Genomic DNA, 26,299 nt, shown 5'->3' with positions numbered 1-26,299 from the left:
CCTGGTTTACTCTAACGAATCTCAGAGGTCTTATCTTGATCCGCCGGTTAGCTGCGCTGGATCCAATCCGAAGTCGGCTTTTGGCGTTCTTCGGCGCGCGACGCTCAATAAAAACGTTTTACGCCTCGCAAGTGCGACATGATTTCATAATTGCCAGGGTATACTCTGTATTGCATACTGGTAAAGAGTACCTGGGGAGGGAGAGGATCCATTTGAACCGCATCGCTCAAACCGTTCCATATGGCTACGAGCCGCCTAAAGAGCAGCTGAAAGGGACTATGATTGTGTACGATTCTTTCCAGCGGATGTCAAACGAGAGACTTGCCTTTGCTGTGGATACGGCGGTGAAGCTTCGTTTTGCCAGGCTGGTTTTATACCCGCTGCATGAAGAGACCATCAGAAGGATGACGAAGGAAACCGTGCTGCCTTATTATAAAAGGCTGGACCGGCTGCATGACTGGAAGCGCGAGTTTGAAGCTGAGCATGAAGTCGGCGGTGCCGGTGGCAGCGGTCGGCTAACCATTATCATAGAGGGACTGGAAGGCAAGCGGAAGAAATATACGCCGATTGAAGCGGCGCTTCGCCATCTGGCAGAGTCTTACCCCTCTCCTTATTTCTTGTATGTCACGCCGGAGACGGCTAATCTGTTCGCCTCCTACTCTTCTTTCGAGGAGTGGATCGTCAAATTAAGACTGCTGCTGGCTTCAAAGCCATCCCAAGCACTGCATCCCAAGCTGGAGCAATACCGCCACCGCTGGGATATCGCAGGCGAATAAAATACAAACAAGCCCCGGCATTTGAATCAAGTGGCCGCGGGCTTGTTTTGGCTTAGTCAGGGTTTGGTTGTGGGTGAGGCAGGAAGTAAGATGAATGTAAAGATAAGGATGAGCACGAGGATTAGGCAGCTTTCGAAGGGGAAAGGGGCTTGTCCGTATGACTGCGATCTGCGACCGTGCGAAGCTCTTGAAGCAGGATGTTCAATTCGTTGCGCAGATCGCTCAGCTCTTTGCTGCAGCGGGCTTGAAGCCTGTTTAACTCTCGGTCCGACAGTTGATTTTGCTTCACTTGGTAGATCAGTTTGTTGGTCATGGTGTCGCTTTCGCTCAACCTTGTGGTATAGATGATGCTGGAATTCGAAGACGTGGACATGGTGCAGCTCCTTTGCGGCTTATTTGAACCCAGTATAGCAAGGAATGATTAGAGGAAGATGTGAGAATTGTAAAAGCTGTGTTAGATTTTGGTCCAATGTCCTGCAACTGGTTGCTTCGTTCACTCGTCAGAGGAAGAAGAGATAGAGAATAGGGCTTGTTGGGTAATTAACGAATATGAGGTGATGACGATGGGAAGAGGAACAAGATTTGCAATGCTTGTGCTCGCGATGGCGGTGCTGCTTGGGACATCCATACTGGTGCCGGGGTACAACGCTACTTCTGCAAAGGCGGCGGCCGCGCCTGAACCGGAGGCTTCCGCAGCCTGCAGAAGCGATAATCACGGACTAAACTTAACGGCGATGACGGACACGGACGCTCCGCATGTGCAGGCGATCCAGTTCTTAGGCGCGAACATCGGACGCGCGGCGGGGAACGGCTTCATGATCGGCACATCGGACGGCGGCTGCCACTGGCAAGCGATCTATAATACAGGCAAGCTTAGCTTCAGCCAGATCGAGTTTTTAACGAATTCGGTCGGCTATGTGCTGGCGAAGACGAGCGCAACGAAGCAGAATACGCTGCTGAAAACGACAAATGGCGGCTCCAGCTATACGTGGGTGCCGACAGGGCAGTATGGTTTCGATCGGATTGATTTTCTGAATGAGAAAGTGGGCTATGGATTTACGCGCGCCTTCACCTTCAAGACGGCCAATGGCGGCCAGACATGGACGAAGCTGACGACACCGCCGAATTCCCGTTATGTGCATTTCATAACAGAGGATAAAGGATGGGTCATTACGGTGCTGGCAGCCGGCGGTTATGAGGTGAAACGTACGACAGACGGCGGTGTCCACTGGGCCGATTCTCTCAAGGTGAAAGCCAACGTCAACTATGGCGGAGCCATCTATGGAACGGACAGCTCGGATGTTTGGGTATTGCTCTACGGTGATTCCGGCATGTCGCAGACGTCCTACTCGCTGTACCAGACTACGGATGCAGGCGCGCACTGGAAGCAAGTGATTTCGCGTCCGACTGCGGGAGGCGGACCGGCGCCTGGGCCGGTTGCCCCTGCGGGCACGCTTGTCGGACCAGCGGGAAGACCGACAGATATGGCGGTAATCGGGCGCCAAGCAGCATTCCTCATTGCCGGAAGCGGGGCGCTGGATAATCTGCAGTTCGGCCGATCGCTTAATGATGGCAAGACATGGAGCAATTTGCCGATAACCGTGCCGGGGTATGAAGCGAAGCTGTCGTTCGTATCACCGACGACCGGCTATCTGGCGGTAACGAGCCTGTCGAAGTCCGGCGTCTATCGGACGGTTGACGGCGGGAAGACGTGGACGAAACGATTTTCACTGCCAGAGCCTCGGTAAATGATGGTATAATGGGGCTAAAAAAAGGCGGTGAACGAGCGCGATGATTCACCACGAGGGCATTCATCATGTCAGCTTGATCGTCACGGATATCGAGCGGGCGAAGGCATTTTATCGGGATGTGATCGGCTTGCAGGAGATTCAGCGGCCGGCGTTTGATTTTGAAGGAGCTTGGTATGCTATTGGCAGCGGTGACCAGCAGCTGCATCTGCTCGTGCATGAGGGCGAGACGAAGCGCGCCGGGGGCATCGATACGCGGGATGGGCATTTTGCGATTCGCGTGGCCGACTTTGACGAAACGATCGATTGGCTGAACCGGTACGATATTCCGCATCGCCACAACCGTAATAGCATCACGGGTTTCTCTCAAATCTTCTTGCTTGATCCCGATCATAATGTGATTGAGCTCAATGCCGCACGGCAGGATTCCTGATTGCAATAAAGGCCGACTCCGAACGCGTTACATGCCGTAACGTTACGCGGGGGAGTCGGCCTTTTTCCGTTTATAGCCTCTCTATCCTTCCACCATAAGCAGCTCCTGAATTTCCTCGGCGGTTAGGGCAGAGAGCGCTTCCTGACCGGGCTGGATCACCTCGTCGATGAGGTTCTTCTTGCGCTGCTGCAGCTCGTACATTTTGTCCTCGACTGTGCCTTCGGAGACGAGTCGAATGACTTGGACGACCTTCTTCTGTCCGATGCGATGTGCACGGTCAGCGGCCTGCTGCTCTACGGCAGGGTTCCACCAGAGGTCGTAGAGAATGACGGTGTCTGCACCTGTGAGGTTAAGTCCGGTGCCGCCGGCTTTAAGCGAGATGAGGAACAAATCCCGCTCGCCGTCATTGAAGCGTGTGCTCAGCTCGGCACGCTCCGAAGAAGGCGTGCTGCCATCCAAGTAGAAATGGGGGATTTCGCGCCGCTGCATTTCCAGCTTGATGATCTTGAGCATTTCCACGAACTGCGAGAATACGAGTAGCCGCTTGCCTGCTTCGCGGCATTCGTCGATCAGCTCCAGCAGCTGCTCCAGCTTGGCCGAACTGCCCTCGTAGTCCTCGATGAAGAGGGCGGGATGGCAGCATAACTGGCGCAGCCTGGTGAGACCGGCCAAGATTCGGATCCGATTCTTATGCAGCGTATCCTTGTTCAGATGCTTCAGCGTTTCCTCGCGAAGCTTGGCGAGATAAGCCACATACAGCTTCTTCTGCTCCGGCAGCAGCTTCGACACCTGCGTGGACTCGATCTTCTCCGGCAGCTCCTTCAGCACGTCGGTCTTCACGCGGCGCAGCAAGAACGGACGCGAACGCTTTGCGACTACTTCACGCGGTAGATCGCCGAAGGCGCGTCTAGCCGGGAAGAGCTCGGGGCATACGGCATCGAAAATTGACCACAGATCCTCCAGTCGATTCTCCACCGGCGTCCCCGTTAGCGCAAACCGGTGCCGTGCTTGCAGCAATTTTACACTTTGCGCCGTCTGCGTCGTGTAGTTCTTGAAGGCTTGTGCTTCATCCAGAATCAAGGTGTGAAAGGACATGCCTGCGTAAGCTTCGATGTCGCGTCGCAGCAACGGATAGGATGTAATCAAGACGTCAAGCGTAGAACTCTTACGCAGAATAGCATCTCGTTCTTGTTTCGTGCCATCAACAATGGCCACCCGAAGTTCCGGTGCGAATTTACGCAGCTCGTTACGCCAGTTGTAGGTGATGGAAGCGGGAGCGACGATCAGTGCAGGCAGGCGTTCTTCCCGAATATCGGGCAGGAACGATTGCAGGAAAGCGATAGCCTGCACGGTCTTGCCCAGCCCCATATCATCTGCGAGAATCCCGCCGAAGCCATACTGCGCAAGCGTCCGCATCCACTGATAGCCATAGGTCTGATAGTCCCGCAGCACGCCCGACATTCCTTCCGGAAGCTCGAAATCTAAATTATCGGGATTACGCAGGTTCTCCAGCAATTGTCGGAGGGGCTTATCGATTTTGACTGAGCTGCCTTGTCTTGGCGTATCCATCAGATGCAAACCGCGGAAGAGCGGGATGGAAATGCCGGAATCGCGCAGATCCTTCAGCGTAAAACGAGCCTCATTGATCATGCGGATAATTTCCTGCATGGCCTCCGTCTCAAGCGGCATAAGAGCGCCGGTTGCCAGGCGGTGATATTTCCGCTTCTCCTCAATGGATTTCAGCAGCTTGCGAATTTCAGCTTCGGGTATTCCTTCGATATCGAATTTGAAATCGAGCCAGTTCGTCCGCTCATTGAACTGCACCTTCACAATCGGCGGCACGCTTCCCGTATGAATGCGCGTGCGCACGGCCGAAGTGGCATGCACCGTAAGCAGCTTTTCCAGCTGCGGCACGACATGATAGAGAAAGTGATACTCGCTGTCCTCGTCGCCCAAGAAATAGCCGGCTTCCGTCTTGGCGAAGGACGCCTCCTCCATAAGCGTGAGGATCTGGCGTTCCTGCTCGCCATCACGAACGAGAATGGGGCCGTTCGTGCGGACCTCGCTCTCCGATTCCAGTGGATTGATGATTAGGTCACCGTAGTGAAATTCCAGCGCTGCCAGCAGTCTGTCCCGGACACGGTCGAGGAACAGCTTGGCTTTGAGCGGCCGGTGCGTGATGCGGCGCGACACTTCTTCCGCGATATGGACAGTGCCCAGCTTCAGCAGCTCCGGCACGACGCGCTCCATGAAGGGCTCGATTTGTTCCGGCAAAATCGGGATATAGGGCAAAGAGGATCGCTCCTGCAGCTGCTGCAGCTCTGCCAGTCGGCGGCATGCTGCAGGCGGCAGCTCTATCGGTCTGCCTTCCGCGAGAACAAGCCCATAGGCTTCAATGACGACCAACTGGTCCAAGCCTTGTGCATGGATGTGATAGCTGCCTCGCTCGCGATTTGGAGCACCGCTTTCATTAAGCTGCTCGAGATCGAATGTCAGTGGTGGAAGCCGTTCCTCAGAAATAGCGATGGTTGGATAAACGGTGTTGCCTTGCTCAAGCATCGTCGAAGGCGCGCCGATCAATGCAGCGAGAAGAGACTTCCAAGCGCCCGGCGGGATTGGCAGCATGCGCTGGCCGCTGAGCGGGGCTGCATGTATGGCGTAGATGCTCGATGTTTCTTGGTATAAACGCTCCTGCTGCAGCACCGCAATCAGCTGACGGAGCACTTCGAAGTCTTCCGGCAGGAAGCTGTGCAGCTGCGGATCATAGACGAACGATTTGGAGATCGCAAACGGTTCTCCGAGTTCAATGTGACGGAGTAACTCGCGAACTTGCTGTACAATAACAGGCCGCTTCGTTCCGACCTTCAGCTCGATGCCAAGCAGCAGCTTGCCGCCGCTGTAAGTAAACGGCTTGCAGACGAAGGTTACGGCGAGCGGTTCGCGGGAATCGAACCGTGTTTGGGCGCTGCGAATCGACTTTCTCGCGCTCTGCGGCGCGAACATCGAGAGCAGCTCGCGGGCCAGCTCGCCATCGGTCTCGGCCTTTGCGGCAAGGGCGGCGGAACCGGAGGCGGAGCTGCTGCCGTCTTGTAGGCCCGGAGCCCGGCCGCTCTGCTGCGCATCGTATAAGAGCAATAAGACGGCCGCGACATGGGAACAATATTTGTCGTAGGAAGATAAGGACGGACAGGTGCATCTGGCGGTAACATCGCCGTCGTCATCGAAACGGATGCCCACCTCGAACGTTTCCTGCAGCTTGACTGTCGCCTCGCATCGCGCGGCGTCCGGATCGTAATAGGTAACCGCTACTTTCCGGCTGATGAAAGCGGATTCCCCTTTCTTATAAGAAAGCTGCCCGCACATGGATAAGATGGCGGACTGCGTCAGATGGTAACTCATGTGCGGAATTCCTTTCCTTTGTGCCCTATGGGGAACAATCTGCTAATGAAGCTCTATCAGCATCATAACCGTTTTGAATACGGACACACCAGTTTATTGCAATAAAAAGAGCTGAATCCCGGATGCTTGCTGTCGGCCGGATCTCAGCTCTTCTTTGTTTTACGATTCGTCGTGCAGTTGTTCGAGCGCCCATTCCGCCCAGTTCAGATCGGACTGGATGGAGAACCGCCCTCGCTGCATTAGCAGCCGCATGCCCCGTGAAGGTGCAGGCTCTTTAGCGGAATAGATTTCGATTTTGCGATCCAGCCAGTGCAGCCTGTCGCGGCAATAGTTGACGCGCAGCTCAAGCTGGCGCTTACTATCAGCCAGATTGCCTTGATCCATGGCGAATATTTTGAGCGTCAGCTCATCGCGTGTCACCGGTTCGTTCGCAGGCACAGACAGCCAAGCGCGAAGCGCGTCCCGGCCTGTATCGGTTATCGAGTACACTTTCTTATCCGGCTTGTCCGTTTGGGTGACGAGCACGTGCGAAACGTAGCCGTCGCTCTCCATTTGCGAGAGGAGGGGGTAAATTTGGCTGTGCTTGGCCGGCCAGCAGGACTGGATTTTCAACATCAGATCATAACCTGAATCAGGTGAAAAAGAGAGAAAACTAAGAAGTCCATACGCAAGGGTGTTCATAGCTGGGTCCCTTTCCATAAGTCAGTTTTGACATATTACTGGTAGTGGTATATGATTGTCATTGGTTTTGATTATATGTAAATACCGACATATGTGCAACTAGCGCCGGGAGAGGTGCCAGTTCGGGACGATGCTTTGGTATTGAGGGGGAAAACAAGTTGACTGAACAGGAGCAGCAGGACAAAGTAAAGTTTTGGCCGATTATGACGGCGATCTTTGTCGGCTCTTTTTTGTGTGTTTTGGCATCGAGTACGATTAATATTGCGCTGCCGATTTTGCAGGACCATTTTCATACAACACTAAGCTCCATTCAATGGACGCTGACCGGCTTTATGCTGGCGATGGGTACACTAGCCCCGATCGTCGGTTATTTGGGAGAAAAATTCAGCTATAAGCGGCTTTATTTATTCGCGCTTATCGGATTCGTTGTTGCATCTGTTCTGTGCGCCGCATCATGGGATGAATATTCGCTTATCGCTTTCCGCGTGATGCAAGGTGCATTCAGCGGTTTGATTTTGCCTGCTTCGATGGCGATCATCTATCAAGTGGTGCCGCGCGAGAAGCAAGCAATGGCGATTGCGCTGTGGTCGCTTGCCGCAATGATGGCTCCGGCAATCGGACCGACGTTCAGCGGCTGGCTGCTTGAAAACTTCGCATGGCAATGGCTGTTCTTGATCAACATTCCAATTGGTTTGATCTCGATCGTGCTGGTGTTTGCTTTTATTCCTTACTATCGTCTGAGCGTGCCGAAGCGCTTCGATGGCATCGGATTTATTACTGTCATCGTCAGCAGCTCATCCTTGCTGCTTGCGCTTGGTCAAGGCCACAACTGGGGCTGGGATTCGGCGCGCATCATTACGCTTCTCGTCGTCGGTTCCATCATGCTGGTGCTGTTCATTTGGCGGGAGCTCACGACCGAAACTCCGCTGCTTGATCTGCAAGTATTCAAGTACGGACGTTACACGCTAAACTTGATTATTACGATCGTGCTGACGATCAGCTTGTATTCCGGTACCTTCCTGACGCCGATCTTCTTGCAGCGCATCCAGCACGTATCTGCTATGGATACAGGGTTGATCTTGCTTCCGGCTTCCTTGGCTATGGCTCTTATTATGCCCGTTGTCGGCAAATTGTATGGTAAAATCGGACCTCGCTGGTTGATGGCGATGGGGATTCCGCTGCTTGCACTCGGTACGCTGACGCTTAGCTGGCTCAGCATCGACGTTTCTCACTCCTACATCCTCTGGTGGATGACGGTTCGTAACCTGGGTATCGCGATGGTTATGATGCCTGCCAGCAACGCGGCGATGGAGCAAATCCCGCGCCATCTGGTTGGCCATGCATCTTCGATTTCCAACTGGACGCGTAACGTATTCGGGTCCTTTGCGATTGCGATCTTCACCACCCTGCTTGCGTCGCGTTCCGTTGCTCACGGTACGGATCTAGCGATGGCCGGCGATAAGAACGAGCTGCATATCGCGAACATGGCGTTCACGATGAGCGTCAACGACGTGTATCTGTTGGCGACATTAATTGCTGCCGTTGCGTTCCCGCTTGCCTTGTTCGTTGGCAAGGCGAAGCAGCAGAAGGTTGCAGCAGTGGAAGAACTGCAATCGGCGTAATGTTTTGAATAGGAGCCTCTCCGTTGTCTGAATAGACGACGGGGAGGCTTTTTTGCGTGAGTGAATTGTAAGTTGTGGGGGACATTTGGTGCGGCAGATGTGGAAGGGACTCGGCGTTGGAGATTCTGTAGACGCTCATGCTCGCCGCTCTAACGAACCACAGGGGTCTTATTTGGCCCGAAATCGGGGTTTCTAAATTCTAACGAACCCAGGAGGTCTTATTTGGTAAAAACGAGCCCAAATAGTCCCGGAATCCACTAAATAAGGCCCTGTGGGTTCATTAGAATTTTTTAGCCGCTATTTGAGCGCGAATAAGACCTCCACAGTTCGTTAGAACAAAACGTGTATAGTTACAGGTGGGCAGATATTACTTTTCACATGTTAAAATGTGGTATGGTAGATGGAGTGAATCTATCAGCTACGCGCCTACACAAATCCAAACGAAGGAAGGATACAAGCCTATGAATAACCTAACCAAATTTCGAATCGCCAGACAAGCACATGAGCTGTTCGAAGCTTTCGTAGACCCAGCGAAAATCGGCAACTTCTGGTTCTCATCCAGCTCGGAGCGATGGGAGAAAGGCAAGACGGTAACGCTGATCTACAAAGAATACAATGCCGAAGTGGGCATTGCTCTGCTCGAGGTCGAGGCGGATAAGAGGATCGTTTTTCAATGGGGTGGCGAGGGCAATATAGTGACGATCACCTTGGAAGAGCAGCCTGACGAGAGCACGATTATTGCTATTAAGGAAGAGGGATTTCAAGAGAATGATCCTGAGCTGCTCAGCAAAATCGTGGACAACAAAGAAGGCTGGGTGTATGTGCTTTCGTGCTTGAAAGGGTACTTGGAGTTTGGCGTGACGCAGCTCCGGGCAGGCATTGTCAAATAAATGTGCGATGCACAGGCAGTTCGGTGGGGACAGAAGCAAACTGACCCCCGAACTGCCTTTTTTGATGCAGATCACCGATACCGCAGCCGAAACTCCTTCGGACGAGCCCCCGTGTGCTTGCTGAAGCAGCGGACGAAATAGGGGAAGGTTTGGAAGCCGGTTTCTTCGGCGATTTTGCCGATGGGATCGCCGGTATGAATGAGCAGCTGCTTCGCCTGCTCGATCCGGTAGCGGGTGAGGTAGTCTTGCGGCGTACAGCCGAACGCCTTCTTCATGCAGAGCGCGATGTAGTTGGCATGAAAATGCAGCTGATCCGACAGCTCCTTGTAGCTGAGCTGTTCCCTGTAGTTGCGGCGCAAGAAAGCGGCCGCCTCATCCGCCAGCGCAAGCTGCGGGTCCTTGGCAGCGGAGGCACTGCTGCCCTCCGCCTGCAGATGGAGCAGCAGCTCCAGCAGCAGCGTTTGCTGGCGGAAACGGGCTGCGGCGTGGAAATCGGCATGGAGCTGCAAGAGCTGCTGCAGCCGTTCGAAGATACCTTCCCTTGCGTGGAGTTCGCCGAATCTCGGGACATGAAACACGAAGGTCTCGATATGGGTATGCGGATCGGAGGCAGGCGGGAATACATGCGGTTCGCGCTCGGCTACCATACTCCAGCTGCCAAGCGTCTGAAAATGGAGCCAGTAGAAATGCGTCTCCTCCCGGCAGGGGATCACGCTCCTGTGCGCACGGTCAGGGCGCAGAATCGCAAACTGATTAGCGCCAATGGTGAGTGCAGCGCCATCCTCCTGCAGATAGAGAGTGCCCCGTGTTACCGCGAGCAAGTCGAAGACCCCGATACTTGAGCGGTCGGGGTGCTTGCCGCCCGCTGCATAGGTATCCTCACCCGAAGTGATGTAATGCGGCATGGGCGGAGAAGTAAATCGGAACATTGGCGAGTGGCTCCTTCCGGAGAGGTTTGCTTTTATCATAAGTGTTTACAAGGATTTGTGCTATAGGAAGGAAATCGACTCCATGTTGTGATTGGATAAAAAGGGGTTGTCATCGGCTATCGGCTGCAGCTGCGTAATCATGCTATATTCGCTTCATAGCTATCCTACTAAGAAGATCCGAAGGAGACGACTCGTATGGAGACGACGACGACTAAACTGATCGCCACCGCATTTCAAGCTTTGCCGTTAGGAGCGATTAAGCCTGCAGGCTGGCTCCGCAATCAATTGCGTATTCAGGCGGATGGATTAACCGGGCATTTGGAAGAGCATTGGAACGATGTTGGGCCGGATAACGGCTGGATCGGCGGTCAAGGCGAGAGCTGGGAGCGCGGGCCTTATTATTTGGACGGACTGCTGCCGCTCGCGTATTTGCTCGAGGATGAGAAGCTGATTGCCAAAGCGCAGCGCTGGGTGGAATGGTCGCTCGCAAGCCAAGGGGAGGACGGCAACTTCGGCCCGCGAGGCACGATTCAATCGGTCAATACCGATATCGATAAGAAGCATGACTGGTGGCATTACATGATCATGCTGAAGGTGATGACGCAGTATGCGGAAGTGACGGGGGACGAGCGTATTGCACCGTTCTTGACCCGCTACTTCCGTTACGTCCACAGTCATATCGCGGCTAACCCGCTTGAGGGATGGGCGAAGGCCCGTGGAGCTGAGATGGTGCTGTGCGTGCAGTGGCTGTATAAAGCGACGGGAGAGGCGTTCCTGCTGGATCTCGCAGCTGCGGTGGCCGAGCAGACGCTCGATTGGACAGATGTTTTCCATGACTTCCCCTACTGGCGCAAAGTAGAGGAGTGGGATTGGAGCACACATGTCGTCAATGTGGCTATGGGCATCAAAACACCGGCCATCCGTTATGAACTAAGCGGCTTGGAAGTTGAGCTTGCGGCGGTTCATCGCGGCATCGATAGCCTGATGACCTATCACGGTCAAGCGCATGGCATGTTCTCCGGTGACGAGTGGCTGTCCGGTACGAGCCCAAGTCAAGGCGTCGAGCTGTGCGCCGTGGTCGAATATATGTATTCGATGGAGCATTTGACCCGCGTGTTTGGCGAAGGACGGTTCGGCGATATTTTGGAAAAGGTGGCGTTCAACGCGCTCCCTGCCGCAATCTCCAAAGACTGGACGTCCCATCAATACGATCAGCAGGTGAATCAAATCGTATGCAACGTAGCCCCGCGGGCTTGGAGCAACGGTCCTGATGCGAACTTGTTTGGTCTGGAGCCGCATTTCGGCTGCTGCACGTCGAATATGCACCAAGGCTGGCCGAAGTTTACGTCCCATCTGTGGATGGCTGACGGGAACGGCGGTTTGGCGGCTGTGTCGTATGCACCTAGCGTAGTAAACGCGACAGTTGGAAGTGGATCGACGACGGCGGCGACGATTACGGTGAGCGGCGAGTATCCGTTCCGCGACACGGTTAACATAGCCGTGGCACTGGATCGTCCCAGTGAAGCCTTTTCCATTTCGCTGCGGATACCGGCCTGGTGCGACTCGCCAAGCTTGTCGGTTAACGGGGCTAACGTTTCGCTTCATGTCGTTAATGGCTATGCGAAGGTGGAGCGCGAATGGAAGAACGGGGATGTGCTGGCCCTGCAATTGCCGATGGTTGTGACAACGGCTTCCCGCAATTTGTATGCCATCAGCGTTGAACGCGGACCGCTCGTTTATGCGCTCCCGATTCAAGAGAACTGGCAGCTGCTGACGAAGCGGGTGAAGTTCCACGATTGGGAGGTTTACCCGGGTTCGCCTTGGAAATACGGCCTGATGGCAGACAACGACTTCGCGGTCAGCGAGCATGAAGTGCCGTATCAGCCGTTCGATGCAGAGCATGCGCCTGTTCGCCTGCAGGCAACCGGACAACTGGTGCGCGAGTGGAAAATGGAAGGCAACAACGCGGGAACACCGCCGATCTATCCGAAAACCGAAGGCCAGGAGCTCGCGGAATTGACGCTTGTCCCTTATGGCAGCGCGCGATTGCGGATCGGTGAATTTCCTCTGATCGGGGAACGCGAGAAGGCGTGGAAGAAGCGGGGTTAAGCGAAGCGGAGCGTGCAGAAAAAGTGGCTGAAACGGGAGAGATCCCCGTTCAGCCACTTTTTGGTTTTCTATCGTGAGGGGCGAAAAACAAATGCTGCTCGTAATGCAACTTTTCCACCGGAAATAGCCACTTAGGCGCCAATCCACTGCGAAATGTTGCACAACTGGCAACTTTAGCTCGTGATACTCTTTGGGAAGGAGTGAATGTTGCCTATTACGCAGCATTTCCATCTCATTCCCATCATCTAATGCGGACAAGCGCATGCTGCAGAACGTTGTTACCTGTTTGCGGCGTGAGCGGTTCTTGGCTGAGGCCGGACACGTTGAGGATGACGTTGCGATTCGCTGTACTGCGGCCGATGCGCACCTCGTACTTATATTGGACGCTCGATACGTCCGCGTATACGAAATTCGACGTGCCCGGAGCAAGGGATACGAAGCATTTGGTCGTATTGCACGGCGTTAGCGTGAGTGCGACCGGCAGGCCGCTTGACCAGTCGAATACTTGGACGGTCATTCGCAAGGCGTTCGCGTAGCCGAGGTTGACGAGGTCAACGAGCGCGAAGTTGGTACCGGGATTCCGGCGCAGGATTCCCGTCGAGAAGACGGCCCTACTATAACTGCTGCTGCTGCGGGTACTGCCTTTACTGCTAATACGGCTGCTTTTGACGACTTTGCTGCTTTTTCTCATCATCGACAATCTCTAATCCCCTACTCTCTCATTCATATCGCTGCTAGTTGGTATACTCCTGTTAATAGATGCCGGGAGCGGCGAATTGGTACGGGTATCTGCCTCGAACGATAAGAAAGTATGCGTTACACCTCGCGTGCATGAAATCAATGGAAACGTCCACAATATAAGGGGCTATCCAAACCGGCTTCACAGGAGGAGAAGAACAACAATGCGGATGAGACAACAATTGCTAAGCCTGACGCTCGTATGCGTGCTGCTTGGGCTGTGGGTGACCCCGATAAGTGCCTCAGCTGCAAGGCAGGACCATCACGCCCATCAATTACGGTATACCCAATCGATGGTGAATTTGAACAAAGCGCTTCGAGGGCTGTGGGCGGAGCATGTTTACTGGACAAGAACCTACATCGTGAGTGCGACTGAAGGGCTTGCGGACCGCGACAAGGTATTGGAGCGCTTGCTTCGTAACCAGCAGGATCTCGGCAATGCCATAAAGCCGTACTATGGCGAGAAAGCGGGCAATAAACTTGCTGAGCTGCTGAGGGAGCATATTCTGCTTGCCGGTCAATTGGTTGAAGCGGCGAAGGCAGGCAATCAGGCAGATTTCGAGAAGGTCAATAAAGCATGGTACCGCAATGCCGATGTTATGGCTAAGCTTCTAAGCGATGCTAACCCTAACTGGACGTACAAAGAGTTAAAGAGCATGCTGGAACGACACTTACAGCTCGTAACGGCGGCAGCGACCGCCAGGCTGAAGAAGGATTGGAATGCGGATGTGCTTGCCTTCGATGAGGGAATGGCTCACATAATGATGTTCGCAGATAGCCTCACACAGGGGATCATTGCCCAGTTTCCGGATAAGTTCAAATAACGAACTTGATCGCAGCCAAGAGGCCGCCGTATCATACGGCGGTCTTTTTCTTGCTTCGAGCAGGGCTCAGCAAGAATCGTCAAGAATATAGGATGGAGTCACGTTACAATGAGTGTAGCAAAGGAAGAGGAGGCCATGCATTCGAATGAAGGAGGATTACCTGCTGCAAATTCAAAAGACGATCGATTACGTAGAAGCACATGTGGAGGAGGAGTTATCGTTATCGCGGCTGGCGCAGGTCGCGAGGCTGTCCGACTTCCATTTCCACCGGGTCTTTCTGTCCATGGCGGGAGAAACCGTAATGGAATACGTGCGTAAGCGTCGTCTGGCGTTATCGGTTTGGCAGGTGGCCTATTCGGATACAAGGCTGCTCGACATTGCGCTTAACTACGGCTTTCAGAATCATGAAACGTTTACCCGCGCATTCAAGCGCATGTTCGAAGTGACGCCGGCGGACTACCGCAAACAAGGAATCAAGCCGCCGGCCTACTCGAAGCTCAATGTGCTGCAGCGCAAATACAATCCTTATTTGGGAGGCATTCGCATGGATTATCGGATTGAAAACAAACCCGCCTACAAGGTCATCGGCTACGAGCTTACAACATCTACAAACGATGGCGAGAATCATCGCCAGATTCCGGCCTACTGGCAGGAGTATTTAAAGAATGGCTGGTCCGGCCGCATTCCGAACCGCGTTCATAAGGACAGCCCGATCGAGCTCGGCATCTGCCACAGCTTCGATATGGCGACCGGAAGCTTCAAGTACCTGATCGGCATGGAAGCGGAGAGTTTCGACAATGTGCCGGAGGATCTCGTTTGCCGCGAGTTCGGTGCTTCTGATTATGCGGTGTTTACGACGCCGAAGGTGCCGACCGAGCAGTTCTCTAACTCGATTCAAAGCACATGGGGCGCGATCTTCAGCGAGTGGTTCCCGCATTCCGGTTATGAGCATTCCGGGGCTGCGGAGTTCGAACTGTATGACTATCGCTGCCACCCGGACCAAGAGCTGGTGGAGATGGACATTTACGTCCCGGTGAAACGTAAAGAAGCGTAAGTTTCCAACCTATAGATCTGCTAAGAAAAGGTGCAGCCGACAATCGGCTGCGCTTTTTCTTATGGCTGCCGGCAAGCGAATTTGGCGCGATAGGGGGATGCAAGTTTCGCCTACTTCTCCTTTTTCAACCCGGAAGGGCCTTGAGAAAATAGTGTAGTGCCCTGCTCGGGGTGGAAAAAGGTGTACTGCCCGAAAAAATCCCGTTGAGCACGGGAAGTCCCGCGTTTATCCTAAGTCTACAAGATAGAGGTAAGGAGCGAGCAGGTTGAGCTATTTTTCAATAGAAGGAAATACGTTTGTGGTGGAGGGCAAGCCTGTCCGTCTTCTGTCCGGCGCTATGCATTATTTCCGCATTGTACCTCAATACTGGGAAGACCGTTTAATGAAGTTGAAAGCTTGCGGACTAAACACGGTGGAGACGTACATTCCCTGGAATGTGCATGAGCCGTATGAAGGGCAGTTCTGCTTCGATGGAATAGCCGATGTGTGCGCTTATATCGAGCTTGCGGGCAGCCTCGGCTTGCATGCCATTGTTCGTCCGAGTCCCTATATATGTGCAGAATGGGAATTTGGCGGACTGCCTGCTTGGCTGCTGTCCGATTCCGATATGCAGCTGAGATGCAGCTATCCGGCTTATCTGAACAAGGTGGACGCCTATTATGATGCGCTCATCCCTCGGCTGAAGCCGCTGCTCTGCACGAACGGCGGACCGATTATCGCGGTGCAGATCGAGAACGAATATGGCAGCTATGGCAATGACGCCAAGTATCTGGACTATTTGCGGCAGGCGCTTCTAAAACGCGGTATCGATGTGCCGCTGTTCACCTCCGATGGGCCGACGGATGCGCTGCTGCAAGGAGGATCGGTTCCGGGTGTGTTATCGACGGTCAATTTCGGCTCCAATCCGACTTCTTCTTTCGACAAGCTGAAGGATTATCAGCCGGATTCGCCGCTCATGTGCATGGAGTACTGGAATGGGTGGTTCGACCATTGGGGCAAACCGCATCATACGCGCGATGCTGCGGATGCGGCGGCGGTGTTGGATGAAATGCTGGCTGCCGGCGCTTCCGTCAACTTCTACATGTTCCATGGCGGTACGAATTTCGGTTTCTATAACGGCGCGAACTGCCAGGAGCCCAATCTCTACGAGCCGACGATCACGAGCTATGACTACGATTCCCCTCTGGATGAGACAGGGATGCCAACGGCTAAGTATTATGCGGTACGTGAAGTCATTGCCCGATATGAAGAACTCGGTCCACTGGAGCTTCCGCCTGCCATCGCTCGCCGAGCCTATGGGCAAGTCGAACTTACTGGGCAAGCAGATATGTGGGAGCAATTGGACGTGCTGTCGGCGCCGGTTCAATCCGTTACACCGGTTCCGATGGAGAAGGTTGGGCAGAATTATGGTTTTATTTTGTATTCGACGCATATCTCGGGACCGCGGCCTTCAGAGCAGCTTCATCTGCAAGAAGTACGTGACCGGGCATTAGTCTTTGTCGATGGTGCGTTTAAAGGCGTGATCGAGCGGGCGCAAACGCTGCAATCGCTTGCGATCGAAGTGCCTGCCGGAGGCGCGAGGCTCGATATTCTCGTTGAAAATATGGGCAGGATCAACTACGGTCCTTACCTGAAGGACCGCAAAGGAATCACGGAAGGGGTTCGGCTGGGGTTCCAATTTCTCTTCGATTGGACCATTCGGCCGCTTCCGCTGGAGGACCTGACGAAGCTTTCTTTTGACGCCAACAGCAGCTCGAAGGCAGATGGACCGAGGTTCTATAAAGGAACGCTCCATATTGCGAACGCCAATGCAGATACGTTCTTGGATATGCAGGGCTGGACGAAAGGCGTCGTCTTCCTGAATGGCTTCAACTTAGGGCGCTACTGGAGCAAGGGTCCGCAGCAAACGCTGTACGTGCCTGCGCCTCTGCTTCGCGAAGGCAGCAATGAAATCATCGTATTCGAGCTGCATGGGGCGTCGCAGACATCGGCCGTTATGTTCACGGATACGCCGAGATTAAATCACCAGCTGCAACAAGCCGAGTTATAGCAAGGAATTAAAAATACGCACAAGAAGGTGAATCCGCGTGACTACTCCAATCAAAATGCCGCAATCGATCCAAGCTATCCTAGCCCTGGCGGACACAGAGCTAGCTAATCATCCGAAGCTGCTTCATATGTTCAAGCAATGTTTTCCGAATACCTTGGAAACGACCACGCGCCTGCTGGATGACGGGACATCCTTCGTGTTTACCGGCGACATCCCGGCGATGTGGCTGCGGGATTCCAGTGCGCAGGTCAGACCCTATATCCAGCTGGCTTCGGGAGATCCGGAGCTGGGCCGCATCATTGAAGGGCTGCTGAAGCGCCAATTCCAGTGCATCCTCCTCGATCCGTACGCAAATGCCTTTAACGAAGAGGCCAATGACAATCGGTACGAGAACGACATCACGGAATTGCCTGCACCGAGCCCATGGGTTTGGGAGCGCAAATATGAGATCGATTCGCTCTGTTATCCGCTTCAGATCAGCTATTTGTACTGGAAACAGACAGGCAGCACTGCTGCTTTCGACGATACGTTCAGGCAGGCGGCGGCACGCATTCTGCAGCTATGGCGCACAGAGCAGAAGCATGTGGAAGAGTCGCCGTACCGCTTCACCCGCGTATCCGGGCCGGCAAGCGATACGATCCACAACAACGGAATGGGCGCGCCGGTCAGCTACACCGGCATGACCTGGTCCGGCTTCCGGCCAAGCGATGATGCTTGCGCCTATGGATATCTGGTTCCGGCCAACATGTTCGCAAGCGTGGTGCTCGGCTACTTGGCTGAAATCGCAATGGAAGTGCTGGACGATGCATCTATGCAGAGCGAAGCGCTAGCACTGCAGGAAGAGATCGACGTTGGCATTCACGATTTCGGTATCTACAAGCACCCTGTTTACGGCGATATATTCGCCTATGAAACCGATGGGCAGGGCAATTACACGTTGATGGACGACGCGAATGTGCCAAGCCTGCTGTCCATTCCTTATCTGGGCTATGCACCTAAGGAAGATCCGATTTACCTGAATACGCGCCGATTCATTCTGAGCAAGGACAATCCTTACTATTACGAAGGCAGCTGCGCGAAGGGAATCGGAAGCCCGCATACGCCGCCGCGTTATATCTGGCATATCAGCTTGGTTATGCAAGCACTCACCTCGACCGACGATCAGGAAATCGCGGAGCTGGTGAAGCTGCTGATTGCTACCGATGGAGACACAGGCTTCATGCACGAGGGCTTCAGTGTGGATGATCCGACTCAGTTCACAAGATCGTGGTTTGCTTGGGCAAACACCTTGTTCGGTGAGCTGATTCTGAAGCTGATCCAAGAGAAGAAGATTGGGGCTATGCTCGCCTAAGCGAAGCATCGTTAACTATTAAGGAGGCTAACTACATGAGTGAGACCGTACATGAAGTGGAGAATGGCGTTCATAATTATAGCAGTGAATCGGAGTGGGTCAAACCAACGGATCCGGTCACGTTGGAGCGTCTGGAATGGTTCCAGGATCAGAAGCTGGCTTTGATGATGCACTGGGGTCCCTATTCCCAGATTGGCATGGTAGAGTCGTGGACGCTTAGCGATGAAGACGGCGATTGGGCACGAAACGACGTCGATTGGACGAATGACTATGAAGAAATGAAACGCGAGTACTTCGCGCTGAATAAGACCTTTAATCCGATCCGTTTCGAGCCGGAGAAATGGGCGGAAGTAGCTGCGGAAGGCGGCTTCAAATATTTGATCTTCACAACGAAGCATCACGATGGCTTCTGCATGTGGGATACGCATACGACCGACTATCGCATTACCGGCAAGGAAACGCCTTTCCATGCGCACCGCTACGCGGATATTTGCAAGCAGGTATTCGATGCCTTCCGTGATAAAGGCCTTGCGATCGCAACTTATTTCTCCAAAGCGGACTGGCATACGCCGTATTACTGGGCACCGGGTATGGAGAGAGGCCGTCATATGTGGCGCGGACCTTCTTACAATCCGGCGGAGCATCCTTCCATGTGGGAGAAATTCGTCCAGTTCACGCATGAGCAAATTATGGAGCTGATGACGCGCTACGGCCGCATCGATATTCTATGGCTGGATGCGGGCTGGGTACGGGATGGCGGCAGGGTGAATCAAGATATTCGTCTGGGCGAAGTGGTGGAGCGTGCACGTCAGACTTCGCAGCCATGGCTGCTGTCGGCTGACCGTACAGTAGGCGGCGCATATGAGAACTACGTCACACCGGAGCAAACGATCCCGGATCGTCCGCTGCATGTGCCTTGGGAGAGCTGCATCACAATCGGTACCTCGTTCTCGTTTGGCTTTGAGGACAAGTATAAGTCCGCACGCCAATTGGTTCATATTTTGATGGAGGTTGTAGCCAAAGGCGGCAACCTGGCACTGAACGTTGGACCTCAGCCGGATGGCAGATTGCCAAAAGGCGCAGTGAAGAGCATGAAGGACCTCGGCGCTTGGATGAAAGTGTTTGGCGAAGCAGTCTACGGAACGCGGATATGCGCGCCATACTACACAGGCGATTGTGCGTTTACGCGCAAAGGCGACACTGTTTATTGCACCTACCTTTATGCAAGCGAGGATGCTCCGGTGTCCGGACAAATCCGTATTCCGTACACAGAAGCGATTACAGGGATTGAGCTCGTGAATACAGGAGAATCCGTCTTCTACACGCGGGATCAAGAAGGCATTACCGTTCATCTTCCCGAAAACCAGCTGAGCGGGCCGGCTCCGATCGCACATGTTTTCCGCATGGCTACCAAGTAATTCGGGCGGTATTCGACCCCGTTAATTTGGCAATGAGCCATAAACTGGTGTAGAATAAAGAGTATTTTTTTAAAGCCTGTGACACGGGAAACATAAGATAAAGGGGGATGGACATGAACAGCAATTGGTTCCGTAAATTACTTTTATCTTATCTTCCCGTGTTTTTTGTCGTAGTCACCATATTATTTGTTGTATTCTTCCAAACCCTTAACGAGCAGAATCGCAAAGAAGCGATTAAGGCCAATGAGTTTCTTGCCCAGCAGGTTGTAAGGTTCACGGACAATTCGCTGAAGACGCTCGATTATCGTATTTTGCGAGACACGCTTTCGACTGCGGAGCTGAGGAAATTCTTTAATGCGAAGAGCGAAGACGTGTATATCAATATGCAAGCCAACACGCTCATGGATGATTGGAAGCTTAACTATTCGATCATCGATTCCGCCTATCTCATCCGGTTAAAGGATGATTTCGTTGTGGGTGACGGTTCGGGCATTACTGCAGACTTTGTGGACAAGCCATTCATAGAGCCATACATAGAGCAGAAGCTGCCACCGGGCAAATGGACGGGAAAACGAAGCTACAAGCCCTATACAGCGGAGAAAGCAAAGGATGTCATAACGCTTGTACAGGACTATCCGCATTTTACGACGGAGAAAAAAGGGTATATCGTCGTGAATGTCAGCTTGTCCAAACTGAAAGCCGCGGTTACGCCGATGTACAATCCGAATCTGACCTTTGTACGCATCAGCGACAAACTTGGCAGCACCTTGATGGAAGACAGCACGGCGAGCCAAGGAAACAGAAGCGTGCTTTCCCATTATGTTTCTCCTTATACAGGCTGGGAAGTCGAGAGCGGACCTGCTGATTCCGTTTTGTCGCGGCTTGCCCTTAATTTCTATAGCATTTGGGTCATCATTGCCATCGTTGCCGTTCTATTGGGCGTCATCTGGGTCGTTCACGTAACAAGACGCAATTATAAACCGATCAGTCAATTGGTTTCTTTGATTCGTACAAGCGCATTGATCAAACCGGAGGATGGCAAAACCGGTGACAATGAATTCGGGTTTATCCGCGGTGCGCTTGAGCATCTGATGGAGGAAACGACGAAAACGAGGGAACAGAATAAAGAAACGGTTATCTTGAAGAAGAAACATCGCTTTAACGAAGCCATCGAAGGGCGCGTGCCTATTCGAGAAACGGAATGGCAGGCGGATTTGCTTACGTATCATGTCAATCCGGCAGGCTCGAAGGCATTTGTGTTCGTGCTTGAAATTGACCGTTATCCGCAGTTTATCGAGACCTATCATCACCAGGATCAATCCATTCTCAAGTTTGTCATCTCCAGCGTTACACAGGAAATGTCTGCGCTTAGCGGAGCAAGCGTTTGGGCGGAGTGGATTGTAGACAGTAAGCTGGCCGCTATCGTATGGGTGCCGGATGAAGCGGACGCGAATGCGCTCAGCTTGCAAATTGGAGAGCAAATCGTGGAATGGGTGCGGGGCAATTTGAGCTTCACGGTTACCATCGGTGCAGGGGCTATGGCTAGCAGTCTCGAAGGGATTCGGAGTTCGTATGAGCTCGCGGGCAACCTGCTGCAATATAAGGCGGTGCTCGGAACGGGAAGATTGCTTCAGCCTTCGGAGCTGGATGCGTCCAAGTTCCGCGTTCACGATTATTTTGGCACCATACACTCCCTATCTCAGGCGATCAGGCTAGCTGAGAGCGGATGGAAGAGACATCTGGACGAGCTGTTCGATCAAATCCAAGATTCGATCTCATCTCGCAAGGAAATCGAGAGCTTCTTGCAGTTCCTTCACCAACAGCTTAGCCGCGTATTTGTGGAGCTGTCTAAGGATTATCGCAATGTGTGGAAAGATGCGGGCGCAGAGCTGGTTGAACTAGGGAGAAACTGGGAGACGGTTGTTGAATTGAAGCAGGGCTGCACGCAGATCTTCGAAGCCGCGACCGATCGCTTGCAAGCACTCAAGGATTCCCAGCGAACGCGTGCTGTCATCGGCGACATTCGGGCGTATATCGAAGAGCATTATGCCAATCCCGAGCTCTCGCTTGACCATCTCAGCGACAAATTCAACCTTCATGCGAAGAATATCAGTAAGCTGTTCAAAGAAGAGTCCGGCGGGAATTTCGTAGACTTCTTAATCGGACTGCGGATGGATAAAGCCAAACAGCTGCTGCTCAGTACCGACATATCGTTACAGGAGATTAGCGTGCAGGTCGGCTACTTCAATTACAACTCGTTCAATCGTGCATTCAAGAACGTTGCGGGACTTTCGCCAAGCGATTATCGCAAGCAGCAGAAATGATGGGCATTCTATAACCTTGGGTCATGCCGGCAGCACCGGCGGACGCCAAGGTTTTTTTGCGGGCAGCTACGCGATATTCGGCGGTTTTCGGGGGCGAAAAAGGTCAAGTGTAGAAAAATGAGGAGTACTCTTATTTCCCGGTGCTGAAATACCACCAAATGCACACGCTGCGAAAATAGTGGTATCGCGGAATCTTACGAATTGCCGGTGCTGTCCTCGGCGGGCTAGAATCGAGCTACCGAATACGACACTGAATAAAGGGGTAATGCGGATGGCGCAGACATGGAGCAAAATGAGGCGGAGTTGGGAGCTATACCTGCTTGTCCTTTTACCGGTACTTTATCTTATCATCTTCAAATATATACCGATGTTTGGAGTCATTATCGCGTTTAAAGACTTTAATGTCATTAAAGGGATCTTAGGCAGCCCGTGGGTCGGATTTAAACACTTCGATAATTTGTTTAGCTCGCCGAACTTCCCGATCCTCATTAAGAATACGCTTATCATCAGTTTCTACTCGCTCTTGGCAGGATTCCCGATTCCGATTCTGCTGGCGCTCGCGCTAAACGAAATTCGGACAGGCTTCTTTAAACGGTCCGTTCAAATGATCACTTACGCGCCTCACTTTATTTCGACGGTTATCATGGTATCGATTATTATTCTGATGCTTTCCCCGCATGTTGGGGTAATTGACAGAGTCTTGTCCTTCCTAGGATGGGAGTCCATTAACTTCATGGGTGAGCCCAAACTATTTAAATCTATTTATGTTTGGTCCGGCGTATGGCAGGAAATGGGTTATGCATCCATTATCTATATCGCAGCACTGGCCAGCGTCGATCCTTCGCTCTATGAAGCGGCACGTATGGATGGCGCCTCACGATTCAAGAAAATCATTCATATCGATTTACCGTCCCTGCTCCCGATAACAATTACGCTGCTCATTCTGAGTCTGGGTAATGTCATGGCAGTCGGCTTTGAGAAAATCTTCTTGATGCAAAACTCGCTGAACTTAAGTACTTCCGAGGTTATCTCGACTTATGTGTATAAGGTCGGTTTGCTCGGAGCGAACTTCAGCTTCTCCTCTGCGGTTGGATTATTCAACTCCGTCATTAACTTGATTCTGCTTGTTGGTGTGAACGCCGTTGCACGCAGAGTTTCACAAAACAGCTTGTGGTAGAAAGGCGGCCGTCTATGTTTATCAAACAAAAAATCAGAGAACCTTTCGGCGACCGTGTCTTGCTGATAAGTCTGTATCTCTTGCTTGCAGCGATTACGCTGACTGTGCTTTATCCGCTGCTTTATATTTTCAGCTCTTCCCTCAGCTCGCCGGATGCCGTCGTTTCGGGCAAAGTGTGGCTGTTCCCGGTCGACTTCTCCTTTAGAGCCTATAAGTCGATTTTCCAGAGCTCGCAGCTCATGACAGGTTATTATAACAGCTTTATATATACGGTCTTCGGGACGTTGATTAACGTTACCTTTACCGTACTCATGGCTTTCCCGCTGTCGCAGCGGACGATGCCCGGCCGCAAATACATCATGATCCTCATGATGGTGACGTTATTTTTTAGCGGCGGACTCATACCAACGTACTTGCTGGTAAAAAATTTACACATGCTGGATACGCGCTGGGCGCTATGGCTGCCGGGAGCGTTCTCCATTTTCCAAGTTATTATCGCCAGAACCTTCTTCCAATCTTCGATTCCGCAGGAGCTGCAAGAGGCTTCGCAAATGGATGGTTGCCGAGATATCCGTTATCTGTGGAGCATCGTATTGCCATTGTCTAAACCGGTCTTGGCCGTAATGACGCTCATGTACGCGGTAGGCCACTGGAATGCTTACTTTGATGCCCTGATCTACTTGAGATCGGAACATCTTTTCCCACTGCAATACGTCCTGCGCAACATGCTGATTCTGAACGCAGCTGACCCATCGATGCTGGCGAATACCGCTCAGAGTCTTCGGGATAAAGGCTTCGAGCAGGTGCTGAAATATGCGCTGATCGTCGTAGCCTGCGTACCTGTTCTCATCATGTATCCTTTCGTGCAGAAGCATTTCGTCAAAGGTGTTATGGTTGGTTCCTTAAAGGGCTAACTTCAGCAATAGCGTGAACTAATTGTGGAGGTGGGGCGCGACAGCATCGATCTGACTTAGGCGTATTGGCAATCAGGGGGAACTGCTCGGGAAGCTCGGGCAGCTGCAACGAAACAATTCATTCTAGGAGGAGTTCGTTTTGAAAAAGTCCATCTGGGTATCACTTATGATCGTATTGATCAGCAGTATCGTTCTTTCCGCATGTGGCAGCAACAACAAAGAGAATGCCGGTGCAGGCAATGAAACAAAAGGTGACAATACAGCTACTGAATCGTCTGAGCCTATCAATATCGGATTTTTCGCGCCGCAGGGCAAAGCACCGCTTGAGGATAATGAGTACACGAAGCTCGTGGAAGAGAAATTCAACGTCAAAATCAAGTGGGATGTCGCTCCTACCGATGCACTCGTAGACCGTAGACAGCTGCTGCTTGCAAGCGGCGACTATCCGGAAGTGTTCCTGGAAGCGAAATTCACGACCGGCGACTTGATGACGTATGGCAAGCAAGGCGTGCTTATTCCGCTTAACGATCTCATTGACAAATATGCGCCGAATTTGAAGGCGATGATGGAGAAGAAGCCTTACCTGAAAGAAGCGATGACAGCACCGGACGGCAATATTTACGGGATTCCACGTTTGAATGAATGCTACCACTGCGTACATGCGCAGAAGTACTGGATGAACAAAGAATGGCTCGACAAGGTAGGGCTTGCTGTACCTACAACAACGGACGAGCTGTATACCGTTCTGAAAGCTTTCAAAACAAAAGATCCGAACGGCAACGGCAAGGCCGATGAAATTCCATTGACAGGCGCTCCGAACAAATCGGTTTGGAACGGTAACATTGACTCCTATCTCATGAATTCATTTATTTATAACGATAACGATAAGTATTTAACGGTAACGGACGGCAAAGTGGATTTTGCAGCGAACAAGCCGGAGTGGAAAGAAGGCTTGGCTTACATGCACAAGCTGTACAGCGAAGGTTTGATCGACAAAGCATCCTTCACGCAGAATGATCAAGCCGTAGGTCAGCTCGGCCAACGCGAAGGCGATGAGATTGTAGGTTCCATTACGACGGCTCTTGTCAGCTACTTGGTTAAAGCTTATGAAGATACGGATGAGCGTCAGAAGCACTGGGTAATCGTGCCGCCGGTAAAAGGTCCAAACGGCGTTCAACTTGCAGGTACATCGCAAGGCATCAGCGAGTTCCCAATGGCGATTACGAACAAAGCGTCCGAAGCACAGCAAATCGCCGCGATCAAAATCATCGACTATGCGTATAGCGAAGAAGGCGCGTTGTTCAGCGAATATGGCGCTAAAGAAGGCATTGGCTGGAAGAAAGCAGAAGCTGGCGAACTTAATATTACGGGCCAACCTGCAAAGTACAGCTTCGAAGGACTTCAAAAAATAGACGAGAATGTAGTACGTAACGATAGCTGGTCGCTTCTTGGACCTAAAGACCTGTCCAAAGAATTCCGTGATCTGTTCGCGACAGCTCAAGACCCGCTGACAGCTGCAGGCTATGAGAAACGCCTTGCAGACGCAACGGCAGCCTACGATGCGTATGCACCGAAGGAAACGTATCCATCCGGCGCTTATGTGAAAGCAGAAGATACGGATACAATCGCTCAATTGGCGACTTCCATCAAGGATTACGTCAATTCGAACATGGCGCAATTCATCATCGGCGACAAGGATATTGAGAAAGATTGGGATGGCTACGTAAAAGGGTTCGACGGTTTGAACCTGCCGCAATACATCCAAATTTATCAATCCGCGATTGAAAAGAAATAAATTCAAAGATCAAGGAAGTATTCCTTCGGGCGTACTTCCTTGTGCTTGTCTTGGGGGAGAAAGGGAG

Annotated in this window: 20 protein-coding genes; 15 read left to right on the top strand and 5 right to left on the bottom strand. The window is 52.5% G+C overall.

The genetic code is table 11. The features are described 5' to 3' along the window. The first annotated feature begins 212 nt into the window (after positions 1–212). Entirely contained in the window at positions 213–776 is a 564-nt protein-coding gene (locus AC6ESO_RS17555) for a hypothetical protein (protein ID WP_497092479.1), read from the top strand. A 121-nt stretch (positions 777–897) separates the two neighbouring features. On the opposite strand, the gene AC6ESO_RS17550 is transcribed toward AC6ESO_RS17555, so the two are convergent. Then, positions 898–1,149 (bottom strand): hypothetical protein, encoded by a 252-nt coding sequence (locus AC6ESO_RS17550; protein WP_497092478.1) that lies wholly within the window; start codon positions 1,147–1,149, stop codon positions 898–900. 190 nt (positions 1,150–1,339) lie between these two features. Between AC6ESO_RS17550 and AC6ESO_RS17545 the strand changes: the two genes are divergently transcribed. Both AC6ESO_RS17545 and AC6ESO_RS17540 read left to right on the top strand, forming a co-directional pair. Next, positions 1,340–2,524 carry a WD40/YVTN/BNR-like repeat-containing protein gene (locus tag AC6ESO_RS17545; protein ID WP_497092477.1) on the top strand — a complete coding sequence of 395 codons (1,185 nt, stop codon included), beginning with the start codon at positions 1,340–1,342 and terminating at the stop codon, positions 2,522–2,524. A 43-nt stretch (positions 2,525–2,567) separates the two neighbouring features. Then, positions 2,568–2,957 (top strand): VOC family protein, encoded by a 390-nt coding sequence (locus tag AC6ESO_RS17540; protein ID WP_497092476.1) that lies wholly within the window; start codon positions 2,568–2,570, stop codon positions 2,955–2,957. Between the two features lie 81 nt (positions 2,958–3,038). Here AC6ESO_RS17540 and AC6ESO_RS17535 read toward each other — a convergent pair whose 3' ends face one another. Both AC6ESO_RS17535 and AC6ESO_RS17530 read right to left on the bottom strand, forming a co-directional pair. Next, positions 3,039–6,356: a DEAD/DEAH box helicase gene (locus AC6ESO_RS17535; protein WP_497092475.1), complete on the bottom strand. Its 3,318-nt coding sequence runs from the start codon at positions 6,354–6,356 to the stop codon at positions 3,039–3,041. Positions 6,357–6,515: 159 nt separating this feature from the next. Next, positions 6,516–7,037 (bottom strand): PadR family transcriptional regulator, encoded by a 522-nt coding sequence (locus AC6ESO_RS17530; RefSeq protein ID WP_497092474.1) that lies wholly within the window; start codon positions 7,035–7,037, stop codon positions 6,516–6,518. A gap of 158 nt (positions 7,038–7,195) precedes the next feature. Between AC6ESO_RS17530 and AC6ESO_RS17525 the strand changes: the two genes are divergently transcribed. Both AC6ESO_RS17525 and AC6ESO_RS17520 read left to right on the top strand, forming a co-directional pair. Then, positions 7,196–8,659, top strand: a complete 1,464-nt coding sequence (locus tag AC6ESO_RS17525) for a DHA2 family efflux MFS transporter permease subunit (RefSeq protein WP_497092473.1) — start codon at positions 7,196–7,198, stop codon at positions 8,657–8,659. A gap of 461 nt (positions 8,660–9,120) precedes the next feature. Beyond that, positions 9,121–9,549 (top strand): SRPBCC family protein, encoded by a 429-nt coding sequence (locus tag AC6ESO_RS17520; protein WP_497092472.1) that lies wholly within the window; start codon positions 9,121–9,123, stop codon positions 9,547–9,549. Positions 9,550–9,620: 71 nt separating this feature from the next. Here AC6ESO_RS17520 and AC6ESO_RS17515 read toward each other — a convergent pair whose 3' ends face one another. Beyond that, positions 9,621–10,478 (bottom strand): helix-turn-helix transcriptional regulator, encoded by an 858-nt coding sequence (locus AC6ESO_RS17515; RefSeq protein WP_497092471.1) that lies wholly within the window; start codon positions 10,476–10,478, stop codon positions 9,621–9,623. Between the two features lie 195 nt (positions 10,479–10,673). Here AC6ESO_RS17515 and AC6ESO_RS17510 point away from each other — a divergent pair, with 195 nt between their 5' ends. Then, a complete protein-coding gene (locus tag AC6ESO_RS17510; protein WP_497092470.1) occupies positions 10,674–12,587 on the top strand; it encodes a beta-L-arabinofuranosidase domain-containing protein in 1,914 nt (637 codons plus the stop codon). Positions 12,588–12,828: 241 nt separating this feature from the next. On the opposite strand, the gene AC6ESO_RS17505 is transcribed toward AC6ESO_RS17510, so the two are convergent. After that, positions 12,829–13,281 carry a hypothetical protein gene (locus tag AC6ESO_RS17505; protein WP_497092584.1) on the bottom strand — a complete coding sequence of 151 codons (453 nt, stop codon included), beginning with the start codon at positions 13,279–13,281 and terminating at the stop codon, positions 12,829–12,831. Between the two features lie 208 nt (positions 13,282–13,489). Between AC6ESO_RS17505 and AC6ESO_RS17500 the strand changes: the two genes are divergently transcribed. The 9 genes from AC6ESO_RS17500 to AC6ESO_RS17460 all read left to right on the top strand — a co-directional run bounded on the left by AC6ESO_RS17500 (position 13,490) and on the right by AC6ESO_RS17460 (position 26,232). Beyond that, positions 13,490–14,149: a glycosyltransferase gene (locus tag AC6ESO_RS17500; protein ID WP_497092469.1), complete on the top strand. Its 660-nt coding sequence runs from the start codon at positions 13,490–13,492 to the stop codon at positions 14,147–14,149. A gap of 145 nt (positions 14,150–14,294) precedes the next feature. After that, positions 14,295–15,203 (top strand): AraC family transcriptional regulator, encoded by a 909-nt coding sequence (locus tag AC6ESO_RS17495; RefSeq protein WP_497092468.1) that lies wholly within the window; start codon positions 14,295–14,297, stop codon positions 15,201–15,203. Between the two features lie 265 nt (positions 15,204–15,468). Continuing rightward, positions 15,469–17,253 (top strand): glycoside hydrolase family 35 protein, encoded by a 1,785-nt coding sequence (locus AC6ESO_RS17490; RefSeq protein WP_497092467.1) that lies wholly within the window; start codon positions 15,469–15,471, stop codon positions 17,251–17,253. Positions 17,254–17,308: 55 nt separating this feature from the next. Then, a complete protein-coding gene (locus AC6ESO_RS17485; protein WP_497092583.1) occupies positions 17,309–18,604 on the top strand; it encodes a glycoside hydrolase family 125 protein in 1,296 nt (431 codons plus the stop codon). Positions 18,605–18,639: 35 nt separating this feature from the next. After that, a complete protein-coding gene (locus AC6ESO_RS17480) occupies positions 18,640–20,022 on the top strand; it encodes an alpha-L-fucosidase (protein ID WP_497092466.1) in 1,383 nt (460 codons plus the stop codon). Positions 20,023–20,135: 113 nt separating this feature from the next. Then, entirely contained in the window at positions 20,136–22,346 is a 2,211-nt protein-coding gene (locus AC6ESO_RS17475) for a helix-turn-helix domain-containing protein (RefSeq protein WP_497092465.1), read from the top strand. 271 nt (positions 22,347–22,617) lie between these two features. Beyond that, on the top strand, positions 22,618–23,523 hold the full coding sequence (locus tag AC6ESO_RS17470) for an ABC transporter permease subunit (protein WP_494821361.1): 906 nt from the start codon (positions 22,618–22,620) through the stop codon (positions 23,521–23,523). 14 nt (positions 23,524–23,537) lie between these two features. Next, positions 23,538–24,437, top strand: coding sequence for an ABC transporter permease subunit (locus AC6ESO_RS17465; RefSeq protein ID WP_494821360.1), 900 nt, complete (start codon positions 23,538–23,540; stop codon positions 24,435–24,437). Positions 24,438–24,576: 139 nt separating this feature from the next. Further along, on the top strand, positions 24,577–26,232 hold the full coding sequence (locus AC6ESO_RS17460) for a type 2 periplasmic-binding domain-containing protein (RefSeq protein WP_497092464.1): 1,656 nt from the start codon (positions 24,577–24,579) through the stop codon (positions 26,230–26,232). Positions 26,233–26,299: the final 67 nt, after the last annotated feature.

The organism is Paenibacillus rhizoryzae (assembly GCF_059686995.1).
Note: the sequence above shows the minus strand (reverse complement) of the source record. Positions and strands in the feature narration are given on the sequence as shown.

Coding starts and splice junctions, on each gene's coding strand:
- AC6ESO_RS17470 (WP_494821361.1), top strand. CDS start 22,618: ATGGCGCAGACATGGAGCAAAATGAGGCGGAGTTGGGAGCTATACCTG.
- AC6ESO_RS17535 (WP_497092475.1), bottom strand. CDS start 6,356: ATGAGTTACCATCTGACGCAGTCCGCCATCTTATCCATGTGCGGGCAG.
- AC6ESO_RS17530 (WP_497092474.1), bottom strand. CDS start 7,037: ATGAACACCCTTGCGTATGGACTTCTTAGTTTTCTCTCTTTTTCACCT.
- AC6ESO_RS17465 (WP_494821360.1), top strand. CDS start 23,538: ATGTTTATCAAACAAAAAATCAGAGAACCTTTCGGCGACCGTGTCTTG.
- AC6ESO_RS17510 (WP_497092470.1), top strand. CDS start 10,674: ATGGAGACGACGACGACTAAACTGATCGCCACCGCATTTCAAGCTTTG.
- AC6ESO_RS17505 (WP_497092584.1), bottom strand. CDS start 13,281: ATGATGAGAAAAAGCAGCAAAGTCGTCAAAAGCAGCCGTATTAGCAGT.
- AC6ESO_RS17515 (WP_497092471.1), bottom strand. CDS start 10,478: ATGTTCCGATTTACTTCTCCGCCCATGCCGCATTACATCACTTCGGGT.
- AC6ESO_RS17495 (WP_497092468.1), top strand. CDS start 14,295: ATGAAGGAGGATTACCTGCTGCAAATTCAAAAGACGATCGATTACGTA.
- AC6ESO_RS17480 (WP_497092466.1), top strand. CDS start 18,640: ATGAGTGAGACCGTACATGAAGTGGAGAATGGCGTTCATAATTATAGC.
- AC6ESO_RS17475 (WP_497092465.1), top strand. CDS start 20,136: ATGAACAGCAATTGGTTCCGTAAATTACTTTTATCTTATCTTCCCGTG.
- AC6ESO_RS17550 (WP_497092478.1), bottom strand. CDS start 1,149: ATGTCCACGTCTTCGAATTCCAGCATCATCTATACCACAAGGTTGAGC.
- AC6ESO_RS17485 (WP_497092583.1), top strand. CDS start 17,309: ATGCCGCAATCGATCCAAGCTATCCTAGCCCTGGCGGACACAGAGCTA.
- AC6ESO_RS17500 (WP_497092469.1), top strand. CDS start 13,490: ATGCGGATGAGACAACAATTGCTAAGCCTGACGCTCGTATGCGTGCTG.
- AC6ESO_RS17540 (WP_497092476.1), top strand. CDS start 2,568: ATGATTCACCACGAGGGCATTCATCATGTCAGCTTGATCGTCACGGAT.
- AC6ESO_RS17520 (WP_497092472.1), top strand. CDS start 9,121: ATGAATAACCTAACCAAATTTCGAATCGCCAGACAAGCACATGAGCTG.
- AC6ESO_RS17545 (WP_497092477.1), top strand. CDS start 1,340: ATGGGAAGAGGAACAAGATTTGCAATGCTTGTGCTCGCGATGGCGGTG.